This is a genomic window from Myxococcus sp. CA033, assembly GCF_013336625.1.
Lineage (GTDB): Bacteria > Myxococcota > Myxococcia > Myxococcales > Myxococcaceae > Myxococcus > Myxococcus llanfairpwllgwyngyllgogerychwyrndrobwllllantysiliogogogochensis.
Genome location: NZ_JABUMU010000014.1, coordinates 125307 through 143973 on the forward strand (window position 1 = coordinate 125307; position 18667 = coordinate 143973).

Genomic DNA, 18667 nt, shown 5'->3' on the forward strand with positions numbered 1-18667 from the left:
CCAGGTGAGGCTGCTTGCTCCCTGGCCATTGGGACGCTGGGGAATGATGCGCGATTTCACTTCGAGTTGTTTCGCTTCGCGCGCCAATTCCTTCTCGGAGGGCGACAAATTGTGAAAAATCGGAGTGACCCTGAAACACACGATGTCTGGGGTTGGCCCACAGGGTGGGCGGATTCCGCGTAGTGGCGAACCCTCAGTCGTTGACGGCTGGACATAGGGATACGGCCGGAGGGTGTGTCAGGCTGGGGCACATGAGACCTGGCCGCGCGGTGACGCCCGAGACGCTGTCCCTGTCGCTTCTCACCCCGAGTGAGGGCGAGCGAGCGCCGCGTGGCGAGGGCGGTTCCTGAGTCGGTCCGAGGTCGATCATGCCCACCGGAACGCCCTCTCCCCGCAGTCGACGCAGGCGCACTGAAGGCACCGTCTCGCGCGCTGCCCGTGCGTCGCGAGAGGAGGCGTCGCGGGCCGGAACGCCGCGAGGGTTGGGGCCGCCCGCCGTCTTCGTGGGGCGCAAGCAGGAGCTCCAGCGGCTGGGCACGTTGCTGAAGCGCGTGCGCACGGGCGTCGTCTATGGGCTGCCAGGGGTGGGCAAGTCCGCGCTGGTGGCCGCCGTCGCGTCGCGCCACCGGGGGCCGGTGGTCCACCGCCGCATCGCTCCTGGAGACACGTTGGACGCCGTGGTCGACGACGCGCGCCGCCTCTTGCGCGAGGCGCCCGTGGCCCAGGCCTTGTCGGATGACTCGCGACTGGAGGATCTGGCGCGGGAGCTGGAAGCGCGCGGGGCCTTGTTCGTCCTGGACGACCTGCACGTGCTGCGGCCGGAGGAGCGGCTCGCGTTGGTGGAGGGGCTCGGCGGGCGGCTGCGCCAGGGCGCGTTGCTGGCCACCTCGCGCGAGGAGGTGCCGCGCCAGGCCACCAGTCCGGACCGCTTCGAGCTGCGGCTGGATGGGCTGCCGGAGGCCGCGGCGAAGCTGCTGTGGCGGCAGTTGGACACGCTGTATGGCGCGCGGGAGGGCTTCGCCGCGGCGTGGGCCCGCTCGCGGGGCGTGCCGTTCCTCCTCAGGCGCGCGCATGCGAATGACGCGGACGTGGAGGAGCCGGTGCGCGCCGCCCTCGCCGCGCTGCCTCCGGACGAGCGGCATGTGGCCGCCGTGCTGGCCCTGTCGGAGCTGCCACTGCCCGCCTCGGCCCTGCGCGACGTGCTGCCAAAAGAGGCGGCGGGCGAGGCGCTGCGGCGGCTCTCCGCCCGGCTCCTCGTCGAGACGGACGCGCGGGGCCGCCACGGCGTCCACGACCTGGTGCGCGAGGCCTTCCAGACGTTGCTCGACGCCGACGAGGCACGCGCCGCGCACGAAGCGCTCCTGGGGTTGCTCGCGCGCGAGCCCCTGCCGGAGGTGGTGCGGGTGCGCGCGATGTGCCGCCATCTCCAGGCACTGGGCCGCCATGAGCAGCGCCGTTCCTTCGTCGTCGAGCAGGCGGAGGCCCTCGTGCGGCAGGGCGCCGCGGGGGAGCTGCTGGCGCTGCTGGGCTCGCTGCCGCCCGCGCTGTGCACACCGGACGTGGGGCTTGCGCGCGCCCGTGCCCAGGTGCGGCTGCTGGACTTGCGCCGCGCGTACGCGGAGCTCGTGGCGCTGCTGGCCTCACTGGGAGACGCGGAGGATGCGCGGAGCGCGGGGCTGCGCGAGCAGGTGGGCACGGTGCTGGTCCGGGTGGCCCTCTTCTCGCTGGAGCTGCCCGCGTGTGAGCGGACGCTCGGGTCCATGCCCATGCCGCGCGACGCGGAGGTCTTCCTTCAGCAACTGCTCGCCTGGGCCGCGCTGCGCTTCTTCCAGGGCCGGTTGGATGAGTCCCTGGAGATGCTGGACGCCGCGTGCGCCGCATCCGACGACAAGCGCGTGCTCGGCTGGTGCGCCTATGCCCGCGCGCTGATGTGCTGGATTGAAGGCCGGGACGAGGGGCTCGAGGAGCCCCTGAGCCAGTGTCTGTCCTTGCTGGAGGGCGCGCCGCTCGACTCGCGCGGGCCGCTGGTGGCCGCGATGTCCGCGGGCATCCTCAGTCGGCTGGGGCGCTTCACGCAGGCGCAGGCCGCGCTGGATGGTGTGCGGGAGCGGCTGGGACAGCTGGGCGCGCCGAGGCTCGCGCTGGAGCTGGACTGCATCGCCGCGCTTGTGCTCGGAGAGCGGGGCGAGCGGCGCGCCGCGCTGGCTGGCCTGCGAGAGGTGGCAGTGCGCGCGGAGCAGGGCGGCTATCTCTTCGTCCACCACCTCTCCCGCGTTGGCGCGGGCCGCATGCTGTTGGAGCTGGGGCGGCGCGCGGAGGGGCTGGCGCTGCTGGACGACGCGGCGGCGGATGCACGCGCGCGCGGCGCCGAGGGCCTGGTTCGCGCCGCCGAGACGGCCCGCGCCTCGGACGTGCTGCGACAGGTGGAGCGCCCTGGCGCCGTGGAGCCTCGCGAGGTGCGTCCGGGCGTGGCGGCGCGACAGCGGGCGCTGGCGGCGCTGGCCGCGGCGACGGCGGGCGACAGCGTGCGCGCGGAGGGACTGCTGGCGTCGCTGGAGCCCCTCGCGCGAGGCGAGGACTTCGCGATGGAGCGCGCGCTGGCCCACCTGTCCCGGGCCATGCTGCACCGGCTCTCCGAGCGCGCGACGGAGGTCCGGGGCTCGATGGAGGCGGCGGCGCGCTCCGCGTCGGAAGGCGCGGCGGACCCGGAGCTGATTCCGGAGCTGGCGCGCACGCTCGCCTCGCTGCGGGTGGTGACGTCCGACGGCTCCCGGCTCGCCGTCGAGGCGCCCGTCGCCGCCTCGGACGCGGTGGTGCTGGACGCCAGGGACCATGCGCTGCGCGCCGGAGGCCGCACCGTCTCGCTGGCCACGCGCGTGCTTCCCCGCCGCCTGCTGTACGCCCTGGCTCGCCAACCCGGGCGCACGCTGTCGAAGGAGGCGTGTGTGCGGGCCATGTGGGAGGCGGACTATGACCCGCGCCTGCACGACAACGCGCTGCGCGTCCACGTGCGCCACCTGCGGGAGGTGCTGGAGGGCACTGGCGCGCGCCTTCTGTTCGAGGACCCGGGCTATCGCCTGGAGGTGCCTCGGGGCTTCGCCTTCGTGCGCGACGAGCCCGGCGCGTCCTAGAGCGGCAGGTCCACCACGAACGTCGCGCCCCCGCCGGGCGAGTCCTCCACGCGGATGTGGCCGCCGTGGGCCTCGACAATCTGCTGGACGATGTAGAGCCCCAGCCCCATGCCTCCGCGCCGCTGCGCGTTGTCGCCCTGGGTGAAGCGCTCGAAGATGCGCTCGCGGTCCTTCTCCGGGACGCCCTGCCCGTTGTCCCGCACCATCAGGCGGAGGGTGCCGCCGTAGCGCGTGAGCGAGAGGAACACGGGGTTGCCCGAGCCGTAGCGCAGGGCATTGGACAGCAGGTTGCTCACCACCTGCTCCATCCGCAGCCGGTCGAAGCGGCCCATCATCGGCCCCTCCACCGACGCATTGAGCTGCACTCCTGTCTGACGGGCTTCGTCGCCGAAGCGCGCGACGAGGTCGGAGACGACGGCCGCGAGGTCGCCCTCGGTGAAGTGGAAGTCCAGCTTGCCCGTCCGGATGCGGCTGACATCCAGCAGGTTGTCCACCAGCGCGCTGAGCCTGCGCAGTTGTCGCTCGGTGGCCTCCAGCTTCGCCTGCACCTTGACCGAGCCGAGCGTCTCCGTGGGCGCGCTTTCGCTCATGCGCCGCAGCAACTGGGCCTGGAGCCGCAGGGACGTCAGCGGCGTGCGCAGCTCGTGGCTGGCCAACGAGAGGAAGTCGTCGCGCGTGCGCACCGCTTCCTGCAGCGCGAACTCCGTCTCCTTCAGCGCGGTGATGTCCAGGATGGCGCCCCGGATGACCACCACCTTGCCCGTCGCGTCGCGCAGCACCCGGGCCCGGCTGGTGAGCCAGTGCCACGAGCCGTCCGGCCAGTACGTCCGGAAGGTGGAGATGTACGAATCCGTCTTGCCCGCGAAGATGTCATCCAGTTGCGACTGGACGCCCGGCCGGTCGTCCGGATGCAGCGATTCGATGAACCGCTCGTGGGTCCACTCCGTCAGCGGATGCGGATAGCCGTAGAGGCGGTCATGTCCCTCCGAGCGGAACACCTGACCGGTGGCGAGGTTCGTCTCCCAGACGGCCATCTGCGCCGAGTCCAGCGCCACCTGGAAGCGCTCGCCGAGCTGACGGAAGCGCTCCTCGGTCCGCGCCACCTCGTTCTCCGCGCGCTGCCGGCGGGTGATGTCGGCCGCGAGCACCCACGTCTCCTCGCCGACGACCTGGACATTCACGTCCAGCCAGGTGCGCGAGGGCAGCTCCGCCAGGAAGCGTCCGCCTTCGCGGGTGGCGAGCGCGGCCATCAACCGCTCGTGCAGGGACGTGCCCGCGAGCGCGGGCTCCGCCACCCACGGCTCCTGTCCCCGGAGTTGGTCGGCGGGGAGGCCCAGGAGCGCGGCGGCGCGGCCGTTCACCTCTCGAATCCGCCCATGGGCGTCCAGGCAGAGGAACGCCTCGCTCATCATCTCCCGCAGCACACACAGGCGCGCGTCGGCGGAGAGGCCCGCCTCGTCAGCGGCGGCGGCGGGCAACACTCGCGGGTCGTGGGAGGTGTCTTTCGAGGAGCCGGACACGGGGGACGGCGCGGGGTTCATGTAGAACTGAACCGTCCCCTGGCGCTCCAAATGCGTCAAGTCGCCTCCTTTGTTCGGAGAATCGTGACGCGGGCCTGCGTCCGCACGCCGGGCCATCCACCGGAGCTTGCTTCGACCCCTCTTCCGGCTGACTCCGCGAGGCGGACGGGGCATGCGGCTCAGGACCCGCCTGAAAGCGCGGTCGGGTCCTCGATGGGTGTCGGCATGACCCACAGCCCCGTGGGATGGAGGTACGCCTGGTCGAAGGCGTAGAGGATGCCCGTCCACCGGTCCATGAAGACGGCCCAGTTGTACTCGGTGGGAGGAGACGTCAGGGGATTCCCGTCGCGGTCCGGCTGGCTGTACGCGTAGTCGGCGTAGTTCCAGACCACCGTGCCGAACTCCGTGCGCAACAGCGGGGTGAGAATCTGGAGCAGCGCGACGCGCGACACCTCGTCCGGTCGCGGCACCGCGGGCGAGAAGACGGGCTGCGCCATGTCATGTTGCTCGCGCCAGGCGATGTAGTTGTTGCCCATGGCCACCAGCGCGTCGCGCTCGGCGGGTGTCGGCGCCACGCGGGCCTTCTCGTAGAGCGCGAAGGCGGCCACCAGCAGGCTCTTGTAGTGCATCCCCGGGAAGACCTGCTCGAACAGGTAGGGACGCGGGACGTCGTATGCGTGCGCCAGCGCGTAGGCATACGCCTGCGAGGCCTGCGCGGGCACCGAGTCCACCAGCGTGAACTCCGTCAGCACGCGCTCCGGCGTCACCGCGCCCGCGCCCCGGCGCCAGTCCAGGTACAGCTGCCCCGAGCCGCCGATGTCCGTGAAGATGGCGAGGTTGCCCTCGTGGAGCGTGCGCTCCAGCGTCATGACGATGCTCTCCGCCTTGTCGAGCGGCCAGAAGCCCGGAGCGCTCCAGTAGAGCGCGGCGAAGCGCGCGGCCGTGGCGGCCAGCGTGCGCACGTCCAGCAGCGCCGCGCCGTTGAGCGACGTGATGAGCGCGGCGAGCGAGGAGGCCGCGTCGATGGGAAGTCCGCGCAGCACCAGCTCCAGCCCCAGTTGCTCGGGAGAGACGCGCAGCTGGGCGTTGAGTCCCACGCGCTGGAGCGCATGGAGCACCGACAGCGAGGGCTGCCCACGCGCCGCGGCGATGATGCGCTTCGCGATGGCCGTGCCCAACATGCCCTCACCTCCGGTCTGCGAGGCGTGGGGCGCGAAGGTGAACCAGTTGGGCCGCACGGCGCTGGCGCCGCCGGGTTCGAGCGTCGGGTCCAACACCGCGCCCAGCTCATAGGCGATGGCGATGTAGCCCAGGGTGATGCGGCGATTGTCCTCCAGCGGCGTCGCCGCCGGCTGGGCCAGGGCGGACGTGGAGGTCAGCGCGGTGGCCAGCGCCAGGACTGAGAAGAGGTGGAACGGGGCAGGGGAGCGGAGCTGTCGCATGGGAAACCGTCTCGGAGTGGCGGGGCCCTGGGGAGGTAGTCACGGGCCAGGACCTTCCCAAGCCATACCGGCGTCGCCGCATTGCAGCAGTGTCCGGAGGTCGACGAATCCAGGCCGTGCGATTCCCATGCGTCCCATGAGCGGGGCTGCACGAAGGAAGGCGGGAGTGCGTCACGCCCTCACAGGTGCCGAGCGGCGTGCTCCACCCACAGCGAGCCCGGCGCGGTGAACACATCCGTCGCGCGGCCCTCCATCACCCACCAGCCTCCCCGGGCGAGCTCCTCCTCGAGCTGTCCGGGGGCCCAGGCGGCCAGGCCCTCGAAGGTGAGCGAGGAGCCGACGGGCAGGTGAGGCTCCCGGCTCCCTTCGTACCAGGAGAGGCCGCCTGGCAGGGGATGCGCTCCCTCGGGTGGCGGGCTTCGCAGCGTGAGGGTGATGCGGTGCTCCGCGCGGACCGGCCCGCCCCAGCGGTCCACGCCCACGGGCAGCGGCTGGTCCTCCTGGGTGCGCACGCGATTGAGCACCAGCCCCCAGGTGCTCCGCGCCTCGCCCGCGTCCAGCAGCAACACCACCGTCTCGTCGAAGGCGCCAGACACGCGGCCGGGTCTGGCGACGAGGAGCGAGCCCGACTTGAGCTCCACGGGCTCATGCTCCAGCGCCTTGAGCGCGTCGATGAGGCGGGGAAAGAACAGGAGCATCGACAGCGCGAGGAGGAACAGCATCCATCCCAGGGGGCGCCGGGCCAGGTGCCTCACGTCGCCACACCTGGGCGACAGGGGCCACACGTCCGCGCTGTCGAGGCGCTCACGCTCACGGCTTGCGAGGCGGCGGGGTGGGCTGCTGGAGCTCCGCCAGGTGCTCCGCCTTGAAGCGGGCCAGGGCCTCGCCCGGGTCGATCTCCTCGAGCCGCTCGGCCTTCGCGCGAGAGGACGCCGTGAGCTGCTCGAAGTCGGGGAGGTCGGACAGGTCGCGCTGCTTCTTGCCGCCGTGCAGCCAGCGCAGCGTCAGCACGAAGATGACGTAGATGCCGAGGGCGATGAGGCCGTACTTGAGGAACCACTCGGCCAGCCCGATGACGATGCCGATGGAGGCAATGGCGAGCAGGATGCCGATGGAGAACAGGAAGATGAACTCTCCCGACAACCACTTGAAGGCGAGCACGCCCAGGCCGACCTTGATGAGTGTCTGCTGGTCCTTCTTCTCCATGAAGTATTCCCCCCTGGGCGGTGGCCGCGGGCGTGAGCCATGAGGTGCCCTCCGCGTGCCACCCTGCGGACAGCATAAGTTGAACAGCGGGCGACTGTAAGGGCGGACGGACGCGAGGTCGCGACCTTGCTGCCGTCCGGGGCCCCTGCCTCTGTCAGCGCCTCGCGTGCCAAGACCGCTCGTCCTCCTGTTGTGGCTGCTCCTGGCTGGCGCCTCCGAGGGCGCGCCGGAGGAGGCGGGAGTCTCGCGTGTCTTCCCCGTGGAAGTCGTCACGGAGGTGCTGCGAGACCGGGTGGGGCTCCTGTGGGTGGGAACGCGCGAGGGGCTTTATCTTCACGACGGCCATCGCTTCCGGAAGTTCCAGCAGGAGCTGGGCCAGGAGGGCTCGCTGGTTACTTCAGCCGGGCCAGGTCCAAGGGAGTGTCCACGTCCTCGGAGCCGCCCGGGAGCAGGACGGTGGCGACACGCGAGGGCTCACGGGCAATCACCTTGCGCGCACCTTGCTCCGGGGAGAGCGACTCCAGCTCCGCGAACACCGAGCGGGCGAACAGGGCGGGCACGCCGCGAGTCCCGTCGTACTCGGAGGCCACGACGGGGGCACCGGTGCTTCGCCACGTGGCCACGAGCGCCGCCAGATGCGCGGCATCGACGCGAAGCTGGTCGCACAGCATGACGAGCACGGCCTCCACGGCAGGCGCGTCGGTTGTCGCGAGCATCGCCGCGAGTCCCGCCGTCAGCGAGCCACCCGGGCCGAGTGCCCAGTCGGAATGCGCCACGGTGCGCACGGGCAGCCCGGTGAGCTCCGATGCAATGGCTTCTTTGTGAGCGCCCAGGACGACGACGACGGGCCCACCGAGGCAGAGGGCCGCTTCGGCGGCGCGACGAACCAGCGTCTGGCCTTGATGGACAACGAGCTGCTTGGGGTGCCCGAGGCGAGAGGAGCCTCCCGCCGCCAGCAACACCACGCCCACCGTTGCGCGCTCGGCGGTCACGCGAGCTTCCGCACGGGAGGCGTCGCCGCCGTGTGGATGGGCGCCTGTCGCTCGCGCAGCTTCCCGCCCTCTCGGTCAGCGATGACGGCCTGAAGCTCGGCGACGATGGACAGGGCAATCTCCTCCGCGCCCTCCGCGCCCAGGTCCAGCCCCACGGGCGCGTGCAGCTTCTCCAGCATCGCCGCGCTGGGCGCCGGAGAGAGCGCAGCGAGCAGTCTGTCCGTGCGAGAGCGAGGCCCCAGCACGCCCAGGTAGCGCAAGGCCCGAGGCAGCAGGCCCGCCAGCAGCTCCTGGTCCTGGGGCAGGCTGTGCGTCATCAACACCGCCAGCGTGCGTGAAGACAGGGGCACCGTCGCGGCGGCCTCGCGCGCCTTCGCGGACACCACCGCGTGCGCGAGGGGGAAGCGGCGCCGCAAGGTCTCCGTGGGGCGATCCGCGACCACGGTCACCTGCCATCCCAACCCCGCCGCCTGCACCACGACGGGCGCCACATCGAAGCCGCTGCCAAAGAGCACCAGCGCATGCGGAGGCTCCACCACCTCCACCAGCACGTCCGCGCCGCCACACGGGCCGCTCCAGGTGCGCCCCACCTCCAGCGCCTCCCGAGCCGCCTCGCGAACGGCCTCCCCCAGGGGGCCCGCGATGTGACCGGCCTCCAGTCCGTCATCGCGCAACATCAGCCGCGCACCGACGGCGTGCGTGGGCCCCTGGTACACGGTGGCGACGACGGCTCGCCGTCCCAGGTTTCGTGCCTCGGCCGCGAAGGCGAGCGCATCCACGGGGCCCGGCTCGCAGCGCTCCAGCAAGACATCCACGACGCCATTGCAGCCGAGCGCGAAGGACAGGCCCCCTTCGTCCTCGGCGCCTTCTCCCGTGGAGTCGTAGCGCAGCACGCGCGGGCCGGTGCTCGTCCAGAAGAACGCCTTGCGGACGATGTCGGCCTCCAGGCAGCCGCCGCTCACTCCACCCGCGAGCCAGCCGTCCTCGCCCATCAACATCCGGGCGCCGGGCTTGCGGTATGACGAGCCGGACACGGCGACCACCGTGGCCAGTACCCAGGGGCCCCGCGAGTGCGCGCGGGCGCGGAGGATGGCGTCCAGGTCCTTCATGTTCCGCCGCGCAGCCTAGCAGAGGCGCGGGCGTCAACCGACTCCGGAGCCTTCGTGTGTCTTCACTGGCACGGTGTGTGTCGTGAACCGGGCGACGACCCGCGCGGCGAGTCTTGAGCCTTCCACGCAGAGGAACACGAGGAGCACCGGCTCGATGAAGTACTTGAACCGCATGTTCTCGCCCTTCTCGAACAGGATGCTCACCGTGGCGACGTACAGCACGGGCAGCAGGAGTCCGGCCACGCGGAGCCAGGCTGCTCGGCCCTCGAGTCGCCTCGCGGCCATCCCCCCCGTGAGGAGCAGCAGCAGCCAGAGCACGGGTGAGGAGAAGAAGAAGTCGAGGGGCTCACGCCACGGCAGTCGGTCCACCAGGACATTGGGCTGGTAGCGGCTGGAGGGCTCGCCATACAGCGAGGCGTTCTCCGCGAAGGAGGCCAGCGTCGTGGAGAGGGGTTGTTCGAGCAGCGCCCGGCGGCACACGTACTTCAGGCCCACCGAGTAGCGCAGGGCATCCAGGTGGTTGTAGTTGTAGTAACCCCCCAGCTTTTCGTCCTGGCGCAGCACGGCGGCGCTCGAAGGGGAGGGCAGCCCCGTGGGCAGCACGTTCGAGGGCAGGCGCATGGCGCCGAGGTCCGGCTCGCCCAGGCCAATGGCTCGACAGAAGTTGAGTCCGTCGAAGGTGGACGTCATGGACGTGCCGAAGAGCGCGAGCTGCTTGGCGACGTAGGGCCCCGCGAACAGCGCCACCAGCGCGACGTACCGTCCCACGCGCCGGAGGGGAACGTTCCTCAGCGCGAGGCACAGGGCCACGAGCAGGAAGAAGGGCCACTGGAAGATGGAGCGCAGGAAGAAGAGGACCAGTGACGCGGTGGCGAGCCGGGCGATGGAGCCTCCTTCTCGCTGAAGTCGCCACAGCTCGAAGCAGAACCACAGGAAGGCGAGGGCGCTCGCGGCCGTGCTGTCCAGCAAGGTGGCGAAGGCGAGGGCGCCCGGATGCAGCGCCGTCACCACCGCGCCGACGATGGCGGCGGCCCTCCCCGCCACTCGATGCACCCAGGCGAAGACGAGCGTCACGGTCGCCGCGAACACCAGTGCCCAGGCGACGTAGGTCCACCGGTCCACGGCGTCCACCAGGGCGACGCTGTCGAGCGAGCCGTGAAGCCCTCCGAGCACCGCGCGCAACATGTCCAGCAGGGGAGGCTGGATGTGCAGATACCAGAGGGAGCGCACCGGCTCGTCGCGCAGCTCCCGGAGCGACAGCGTCTGCATCATCCGCTCGGAGTTCCACGCCTGGAAGCGCAGCCCGTCCGTCGTGAACCGGCGGAACAGCGCCTCCAGGACGAGCAGGAACAGGAAGGACACGGAGAAGACGACGCCCTGCTCGCGTCGGCTGGCGACACGGCGGACGGGCTTCACGGGAGGGGCCGAGGGGACGGCAGAGGGGTCAACCACCGCCGAGGAGTCTCGCAGCCTCTCCGGCATCTCGTACAGGGGGCCTCACTCGCCTGGCTCCAAGGCCCCCGGAGTCGCGCGAATGGGCGTGCTCGAGTTCGGCGCCGGAGTCGCGCAGCCCCCGGGCACACAGGCGTGCTGTGCCCGTGAAGAGCGCGGCACGTGGCCTCATGTGGAGGTCGGGGCCTACTCCCGCACCCACTTCCGGCGAAGCGCGAGGGCCGCCAGGGCCAGCAGCCCGAGAGGACCCGCGAAGCCACTCCCCGTTGCTCCGCAGCCCCCGTCATCGTCGGACTTCCCCGGTGAATCCGTTCCCGAGTCAGGCGCCCCAGCATCCGGAGTCCCCGGCCCCGCGTCAGGTGTCCCGGAGTCCGGAGTGCCTGGGCCCGCATCCGGCGTCCCGGTCACCGGTCCCGAAGAATCCCCGTAGGCACCGATGTGCCCCGGACTCGTCACGGTGCGTGCCTCCGCCGCGACGTGCTTCACGTACTGCCAGTCCACTGTGAGGGACGCGGCCTCGGAGGGAGGCGCCACCGCGGCCCCGCGCAGCGGCGAGCCCGAGGCGAGGTGGAAATCCTGGCCATCCAGGTTGACGAAGCCGGGCGTGGTGCCAGTGAGGTTACCGCCGGTGTCCACGACGGAGCCCGTGAGCGTGCCGAAGGTGGAGACGTAACCCGGCTTGTACCAGTTACCGCCATGCCGCAGCGTGCCGGCCTCGTCCGTGAGTGACAGCGTGTTGCCTCCTACCGCGGCCACCAGGACGACATTGCTCGTGACGTGCGCCGTCTGGGCATTCGTCGACAGCCGCAGCAGCGTGGTGCGGTCCGTGCGCGAGGAGACGATGGTGTTGTGGAAGAGGTAGAGCTGGGAGCGGTAGTCCGCCGTCGTCCCGTTGTCTCCGCCGAAGTGGATGATTTGCCGGTTACCGGCGCCCGCGGGCTCCAGCAGCACGTTGCCGTAGACGAACGTCCGCGCATAGGACGGCGCCGCGCGAACGGCCACGCTGTCGGACTCCACCAGGTCGAGTTGCCGGTTACCGCCCTCAATCCAGTTGTACCGGATGACGGTGCCGGCGGACCGGTCCTTCAGGTTGTTTCCCAGACACCCCGAGCACAGGGGCCCGAAGCGGTTGAACTGGTAGGTGATGCCGAGCGACTCGGTATATGCATTGTGCTCGTAGATGCTGTCGATGTTGCCATTGCCGAGGATGTGATTGCGCTCGACGAGCAGGTCCGACGTCTCGTTGGCGACGAACAGGCCATTGCCGCTGTCCTCCAGGACGCAGCCGCGAATCGTGAGGTGCTCGCCCTTCTCGATGAAGATGGCGGCCGCGTTGTCGCTGTAGGTGGAGGCCCCGCTGCGACCGGTGAACGCACCTCGTGCGCGGCGCAGGTGCAGGTCCTCCACCACGAGATAGGCGGGCATCGTGTCAGCGGGCGTGTTGGAGCCGCCAATCTTCAGGATGCCGCGCTGTTCGCTCCAGAAGTTGAGCTGCGAGCGCGTCGTCGCGTTCTCCCCGACGATGACCGGCAGGTTGCCCGCCGCGTCGCGCACCCCGCGCACGGTGATGGGCGCGGAGGCCGTGCCTCGCACTCCCAGCACCCACTTCTCCGCATAGGGCGTCGGGCGGGCATGGATGAACACCGTGTCACCGGGCTGGAGCGACTCCCAGGGCACGGCGCCAATGCTGGCGAGAGGCTGGCCCGGGCCCACGCGGTACTCGGCGGCCTGGGCGACGAGCGACTGAAGCAGGACGAAGAAGACCCATCGGAAGCGGTGCATTTCACGGAGTGTGACGCGGCTCCGGTGGGGCGGTCCACCGGGCGTCGTGGCGGGGCGGGCGACGCGGGGCCGCCTCGTGGGAAAGGAGGACAGGGGGACTGGATGATTCCTCCGGCCCGGAGTGTAGTTCTCCCCCGCATGCCCCTTCTGCGTCAGGTCATCGTCCTCCAGTCCCTCCGCGAGCTCGGTCGCCTGGCCCCGGACCTCGCTCGCAATCGGGCGGAGCGCTCACTGGAGGCCAGCCTCCAGAGTCTGCGAGAGGCCAGCCTCACGACGCTCGGCATGGAGCTGGATACGCTGACGCTGTTCGACGCGCGCTCCGTCGTGCGGTTGTTCGCGCACGCGGAGCAGGCGCGCATCCTCGCCCACTTGATGGACGAGCGGGCCCGCACCCTCGCGGAGCATGGCGACTTCGTGGGGGCGCTGTCGGACACCGTCTACGCGGGGCAGCTCCTCGCGTGCTCCCGTCAGCGCTTCGGCGTCCTGCGGGACGCGGGCGCGGCGGATGCCCTGGAGCGCGAGCTGCCCAAGCCGCCGACCTGAGCGGCCTTGAGGGCTCAGGACGCGGCGCGGGCGCGGGGCCTGCGAGCGACCTCCGCGCCACAGGCCACCGCGTGGCGCGCGAGGGCTTCGTCCAGCGCCGCGTCGTCCAGCTTCACGCCCTTCTCGCGCCAGAGATTGTCCACCTGGAGCACGCCCTCGCGCACGCGGGCTTCCAGTCGCCCCACGAGCTGTCCCCGGTGCAGCAGCGGACACACGTACCAGCCCCACTGTCGCTGCGCGGCGGGCTTGTAGACCTCCCAGATGTAGTCGAAGCCGAACGCCACGCTCACCAGCCCCCGGTCCCAGAGCACCGGGTCCAGCGGTCCCAGGATTCGCATCCGAGCGTCGGGCTCCGGGAACTCGCGCTCCCGAAAGCCCAAAGGCGCCAGGTACCGTCGGGGCGAGCCCGGCACGGTGACTTCCTCCAGGAGCCCTTCGGCGACCAGCGTGTCGGGCAGCGCCGAGGTGCGCACGTCGGACAGCATGGACCAGTGCGGTCCGCTGGCGCGGCTCAAGAGGCCGGCGGCCTCCACGCGTTCGCTCAGGGCCCAGCGCTCGAACGTGTGTTTCACCCGGGCGTCGGCCATCCGGGGCAGGGCGCGTCCAGGCACGTCGTACACCTTGCCGCCGGGGCCGCGTCCGCACACCACCACCTGGCAGCGCGTCCAGAGCACCTCCAGCGCCATGGCGGTGGCGCGCGCGGTGCCCTTCCATCCGCTCCAGTCGATGGGCACCACCGCGCCGTGGTCCTTCAATTCGCGAGAGGAGGACGGGCCTCGCTGCGTCACCTCGTCCAGCACGGCGTGCAACACCGGCTCGGGGATGCGCTTGAGCCGCTCCTCCAGTCGCCACCAGGGCGCCTGGGCCGCGCGCTCGCGGTAGTACGGGAAGGCGCTCGCGGGCAGCAGGCAGCGCTCCTTGGCGAAGTGCTCGAAGGCGTGGCCCGGCAGCAGGTGGCGGTACACGTCGCCGCGAGCGATGCCCTCCACGCGCGCCAGCGCCACCAGGTCCGCGTTGGTGCCGATGACATCCAGCGGGTCCAACTGGATGCAGCGCAGCGACTTGAGGAGCGCGCGAACTCCGCGCGCCCCGGGAGGAAACAGGGGGCGCGCGAGTCCCAGGTGTCCGACGAGGTAACGCCGCGCCTCGTCGGGCTGCAGCACGGTGGGAACGGGAAGCGAAGTCGAGGGCACGGCGCGGACGTTAGTCGCTGCCCCCTGGCTCAGTCGCGCTCTGGAGGTGCGTCTTCTTCCTCTTCCTCGACGGCGCGGCCCGAGGGCTCGGGCTCCAGGCGGGCTTGCCGCTGACTGGCCTCCCAGGACTCCTCCGCGTCGTGGGCGTGGACGACGGAGGCCTCCGCGTCATCCTGCGCGCTCGCCCAGGTGGTGTGCCCTCCGGCGTAGCCCTCCAGGGGCCGAGCGCCTCGTCGCGCCTCCACCTCCAGGTCCTTCTGCTCCTGCTCGCGCAGCCGCTGTCGCTCCTGCTCGCGTTCGCGCTGGTGCTGCCGGTCGATGATGGGGTCGTCCGCCATGGCGCTGACACCTCCTGTCAGCAACCTGCGGACGACGCCCGAAGACGACAGCGAGGCGGTGCACGGGGCCGAAGGGACGCATGCTCGGTGGGCGAGCGGTATTCCCCCGCTCGCCCCCGCGTCGCTCAGCCCTGCCGCATGCGCAGGACGACCTTGCCCGTCGCGCGCCGACTCTCCAGTTCGCGCAGGGCCTGCGCTCCTTGTTCCAGCGGGAAGACGCTGCCCACCACCGGCTCGAGGATGCCCTGGTCCGCCATCGCCTCCAGGTCCTTGGCGATGGTCGCCGTCACCGACGGCTCATGGAGGAGGAAGCCGCCCCAGGCCACGCCCACGACGTCGATGTTGCGCAAGAGCAGCCGGTTCACCGCCACCTCGGGAATGCGGCCTCCCGCGAAGCCCACCACCAGCAGCCGTCCCTCCGGCGCCAGCGCCTTGAGGCTCTTGTCGAAGATGTCGCCGCCCACCGGGTCCACCACCACGTTGGCGCCCAGTCCGCCCGTCTTCTCCTTCACCTGCGAGAGCCAGTCCCCGCTCGACAGCAGCACCTCGTGTGCCCCGGCCTTGCGCGCCACCTCCGCCTTGCGCTCGTCACTCACCACCGCGAGCACCCGCGCCCCCGCGCCGCGCGCCACCTGCACGGACGCTGTTCCCACGCCGCCCGCCGCGCCATGCACCAGCACCGTCTCGCCGGCCTTCAAGCGCCCGCGCCGGTGCAGCGCGAAGTGCGCCGTGTGGTAGTTCATCACCACGCCCGCCGCCGCCTCGAAGCTCCACCGCGCGGGGATGCGGAACACCATGTCCGGCGAAATCGCCGCCACCTCCGCGAAGCCTCCCAGGCCGAAGCTGAACGCCATCACCCGGTCGCCCGGCTTCACCGTCGCGCTCGCGGGCGCGGAGCGCACCACGCCCGCCACTTCCACGCCCGGCACGAAGGGCACGGGCGGCTTCAACTGGTACTGCCCCCGTGTCAGCAGCAGGTCCGGAAAGCTCACCCCCGCGGCCACCACGTCGATGAGCACCGCATCCGCCGCATCGGGCTCCGGCACCTCCACCAGCGTGAGGCCCTCAGGTCCTTCCAGTCGCTGCAACTGAAGTGCGCGCATGTCCCTTCCTCCCAGCGCGGGAGCCTCGCGCACCCCAGCGCATCCGCAAAGGGACACACGGTGGCTGCCCCGTGGAACTCCCCGTCAGGCGCGGCGCGGGGCGCGCGTCTCCCGAGAGGATTTCCGGCGTCCGGCCGGTACAGCCCTACACGCCCTGGGTGCTTGAAGTCGCTGGTTCGAATCCAGCTCTCCCGACTGTCTTCCGGGAGATAGCTCAGTGGTAGAGCGCGAGCCTGAAAACGCATGGCCGCACCACTCGGACGCCGGAATCCCTCCCACCCTCAATTCCTGTCGAAATTGCCGCCGAAATTGCCCGGGGCCTCGCGCGCGGACCTTGGCTGACTGTCTTCGGTCACGCTTTTTTCTGGAAATTCTGAGGGGGCTAGGGTTACCCACTACGTCGCATGAATCCGTGAAAGCAGTGGGTAGGGCACCCATAAGTCATTGAAATGCATGGGTATTTTTCCCAAAACTCGTAATTTAAGAATAGGCTACTTAGTGAAATTATCGCGCAACCTTGAAATACGTAACCATCCCGTGGCACTGTGCTTCCTAATCTTTCCGCTTAGGAGGATTACAATGGTGAATCAGCGAGTGCGCGGTGCACTTGGTGTTGCGGCGCTGTCCTTCCTTGTTGGTTGCAATGAGTCCACCCCTGCTCCCGAGGCCAAGCCCCAGGAAACCGCAAGCAAGACCGCGGCCCTGGAGTCCGGGACGAAGATTCTCGCGCGGGATGCTTCCGACGTCCCGACGTTCATCACGGGCAAGCTGAGCCCCATCGCGATTGCGCCCGCGGGCGCGGCGTCCATGCGTGAGGCCGAGCTGGCCCCCGCGGTAGCCGCCGTGGCTCCCCTGTTCCACCTGAACACGGGCGACCTGTTCCTGAAGAAGGCCTACACGGACCTTCAGGGTGACAGCCACTTCCGCTATGGCATCCGGGTCAACAACATCCCCGTGCTGGGCGGCGAGCTGCGCATCCACGCCCGCAATGGCGAGGTCTACGCGGCGAACACCAACACCCGCAGCGACCTGAAGGCCGAGACCAAGGCCGGCGTCGATGTGTCGGTGGCGAAGGCGTCCCTCCAGGCCGACCGTGAGACGCACGAGGGTCTGGTCATCCAGGAGGAGAGCGAGCTCGTCTACTGGCGCGACTCCGACCAGCTCATCCTCGCGTACAAGCTCACCCAGACGGGTGAGAAGCGCGACGGCACGCCGGTTCGCGACGACGTGCTCGTGAACGCGAAGAACGGCGACGTGATGGCCCGCCTGCCGCGCGTCCACACGGCGCTCAACCGCCGCCTGCACAACGGCAACAACACCACCACCCTGCCGGGTGCGCTGGCTCGTTCCGAGGGGCAGCCCGAGCACGCCGACGAGGTCGTCAACACCAACTACGACCACCTGGGCACTGTCTACGACTGCTACCAGGAGCTGTACGGCCGTGACTCCATCGACAACACCGGTGGCGTCCTCATCAGCACCGTGCACCACCGCGTCGCCTACGTGAACGCCTTCTGGGACGGTACCCAGATGGTGTACGGCGATGGCGACGGCGTGAACGCCAGCAACCTGGCGAACTCGCTGGACGTGACGGCGCACGAGCTGACCCACGCCGTGACGGAGCACGAGTCCAACCTCACCTACTCCGGTGAGTCCGGCGGCCTGAACGAGTCCATGTCGGACATCTTCGGCGCGGTGTGCGAGTGGTTCGGCGATGGCAAGGTCGTCAGCAACCGTACGTGGCTGGTGGGCGACGACATCTGGACCCCGTCCATCCCGAACGACGCCCTGCGCTACATGGCGAACCCCACGCAGGACGGCGACTCGCTCGACTACTACCCGGACTACTCCTCCGGCGTGGACGTGCACTACAGCTCCGGTATCCCCAACCTGGCGTTCTACCTGCTCTCGCAGGGTGGCACGCACCCGCGCGCCAAGACGACGACGGTGGTTGCGGGCATCGGCATCGAGAAGGCCGGGCAGATCTTCTACCGCGCCAACCGGGACATCCTCCTGGCCGGCTCCAACTTCGATGCGGCCAAGCTCGCCACCGAGCAGGCCGCGGCGCAGCTGGGCTACACCGCCGCTGAAATCGAGTCGGTGAGCAACGCCTGGAAGGCGACGGGCGTCGGCGTGCCCATCATCGTCGTCTCGGACCCCATCGAGAAGGACGTCCCCATCTCGAACATCTCCGGTGGCCGCGGCGAGAAGAAGTACTGGGATGTCACGGTGCCGGAAGGCGCGTATGACCTGACGTTCACCATCTCCGGTGGCACGGGCGACGCGGACATGTACGTCCGGTACGGCAATGCTCCCACGACGAGCCTGTACGACTGCCGTCCGTACCGCTCGGGCAACGCGGAGAGCTGCCCGTTCCCCACGCCGAACCACGGCAAGTGGTACGTGATGCTCAACGGCTTCAGCCCCTACACGGGCGTGACGCTGACCGTCACCTGGAAGGGTGGCTACGTGCCCGTGCAGAGCGGCGTGGCCGTGAAGAACCTCTCTGGCGCGGCGGGCTCGTCGCGGGTGTTCACCATCCAGGTTCCGGAGCGCAAGCCCGGCACCGGCACCAACAGCCTGTACATCCAGACGGGCGAGGGTGAGGGCAACCCGGACATCTACGTGAAGCTCGCGTCGGCGCCGTCGAAGTTCGACTACGACTGCCGCAGCGTCAAGGAGCACCAGTCCGAGGTGTGCAACCTCATCAACGTGCCGGCCGGCAAGTACTACATCGAGGTCTTCGGCGCCAAGGGTGGCTACGAAGGCATCGCGTTCATCGCGTCGCACAAGTAAGCACCTGACGTAACCGGCGCGGCCTTCGGGTCGCGCCGGACCAGGCCCCGGTCGTCCGTT

The 18667-nt window shown here is 70.2% G+C and carries 14 protein-coding genes; 3 read left to right on the forward strand and 11 right to left on the reverse strand.

The features are described from left to right. Positions 1-368 precede the first annotated feature (368 nt). Complete coding sequence (locus HUA78_RS28200) at positions 369-3131, forward strand: winged helix-turn-helix domain-containing protein (RefSeq protein ID WP_174477558.1); 2763 nt, start codon at positions 369-371, stop codon at positions 3129-3131. Here HUA78_RS28200 and HUA78_RS28205 read toward each other — a convergent pair. The 8 genes from HUA78_RS28205 to HUA78_RS28240 form a co-directional block, all read right to left on the reverse strand. Continuing rightward, positions 3128-4711 carry a PAS domain-containing sensor histidine kinase gene (locus HUA78_RS28205; RefSeq protein WP_254623938.1) on the reverse strand — a complete coding sequence of 528 codons (1584 nt, stop codon included), beginning with the start codon at positions 4709-4711 and terminating at the stop codon, positions 3128-3130. The genes HUA78_RS28200 and HUA78_RS28205 overlap by 4 nt on opposite strands. A gap of 119 nt (positions 4712-4830) precedes the next feature. Next, positions 4831-6093, reverse strand: a complete 1263-nt coding sequence (locus tag HUA78_RS28210) for a hypothetical protein (RefSeq protein ID WP_174477560.1) — start codon at positions 6091-6093, stop codon at positions 4831-4833. Between the two features lie 179 nt (positions 6094-6272). Then, on the reverse strand, positions 6273-6848 hold the full coding sequence (locus HUA78_RS28215) for a YqgE/AlgH family protein (RefSeq protein WP_174463157.1): 576 nt from the start codon (positions 6846-6848) through the stop codon (positions 6273-6275). 55 nt (positions 6849-6903) lie between these two features. After that, positions 6904-7299: a hypothetical protein gene (locus HUA78_RS28220; RefSeq protein WP_174463158.1), complete on the reverse strand. Its 396-nt coding sequence runs from the start codon at positions 7297-7299 to the stop codon at positions 6904-6906. A gap of 392 nt (positions 7300-7691) precedes the next feature. Continuing rightward, positions 7692-8291, reverse strand: a complete 600-nt coding sequence (locus HUA78_RS28225; RefSeq protein WP_371745676.1) for an NTP transferase domain-containing protein — start codon at positions 8289-8291, stop codon at positions 7692-7694. After that, a complete protein-coding gene (locus HUA78_RS28230) occupies positions 8288-9400 on the reverse strand; it encodes an XdhC/CoxI family protein (RefSeq protein WP_174477561.1) in 1113 nt (370 codons plus the stop codon). The genes HUA78_RS28225 and HUA78_RS28230 overlap by 4 nt, the downstream gene beginning before the upstream one ends. A 33-nt stretch (positions 9401-9433) precedes the next feature. Continuing rightward, entirely contained in the window at positions 9434-10852 is a 1419-nt protein-coding gene (locus tag HUA78_RS28235) for a hypothetical protein (protein ID WP_217442624.1), read from the reverse strand. Between the two features lie 186 nt (positions 10853-11038). Further along, positions 11039-12634 (reverse strand): right-handed parallel beta-helix repeat-containing protein, encoded by a 1596-nt coding sequence (locus HUA78_RS28240; protein WP_174477563.1) that lies wholly within the window; start codon positions 12632-12634, stop codon positions 11039-11041. Between the two features lie 138 nt (positions 12635-12772). On the opposite strand from HUA78_RS28240, the gene HUA78_RS28245 reads away from it, so the two are divergent. Further along, positions 12773-13177, forward strand: coding sequence for a hypothetical protein (locus HUA78_RS28245; protein WP_141645991.1), 405 nt, complete (start codon positions 12773-12775; stop codon positions 13175-13177). A 14-nt stretch (positions 13178-13191) separates the two neighbouring features. Here HUA78_RS28245 and HUA78_RS28250 read toward each other — a convergent pair whose 3' ends face one another. The 3 genes from HUA78_RS28250 to HUA78_RS28260 all read right to left on the reverse strand — a co-directional run bounded on the left by HUA78_RS28250 (position 13192) and on the right by HUA78_RS28260 (position 15811). Then, entirely contained in the window at positions 13192-14370 is a 1179-nt protein-coding gene (locus HUA78_RS28250; RefSeq protein WP_174466631.1) for a winged helix DNA-binding domain-containing protein, read from the reverse strand. A 29-nt stretch (positions 14371-14399) separates the two neighbouring features. Further along, on the reverse strand, positions 14400-14708 hold the full coding sequence (locus tag HUA78_RS28255; protein ID WP_174477564.1) for a hypothetical protein: 309 nt from the start codon (positions 14706-14708) through the stop codon (positions 14400-14402). A 125-nt stretch (positions 14709-14833) separates the two neighbouring features. Then, positions 14834-15811 carry an NADPH:quinone oxidoreductase family protein gene (locus HUA78_RS28260; protein ID WP_174457642.1) on the reverse strand — a complete coding sequence of 326 codons (978 nt, stop codon included), beginning with the start codon at positions 15809-15811 and terminating at the stop codon, positions 14834-14836. A 579-nt stretch (positions 15812-16390) separates the two neighbouring features. Between HUA78_RS28260 and HUA78_RS28265 the strand changes: the two genes are divergently transcribed. Beyond that, the gene (locus HUA78_RS28265) at positions 16391-18607 is read left to right on the forward strand and encodes a M4 family metallopeptidase (RefSeq protein ID WP_174477565.1); all 2217 of its coding nucleotides are present in this window, start codon (positions 16391-16393) and stop codon (positions 18605-18607) included. The last annotated feature ends 60 nt before the right edge of the window (positions 18608-18667 follow it).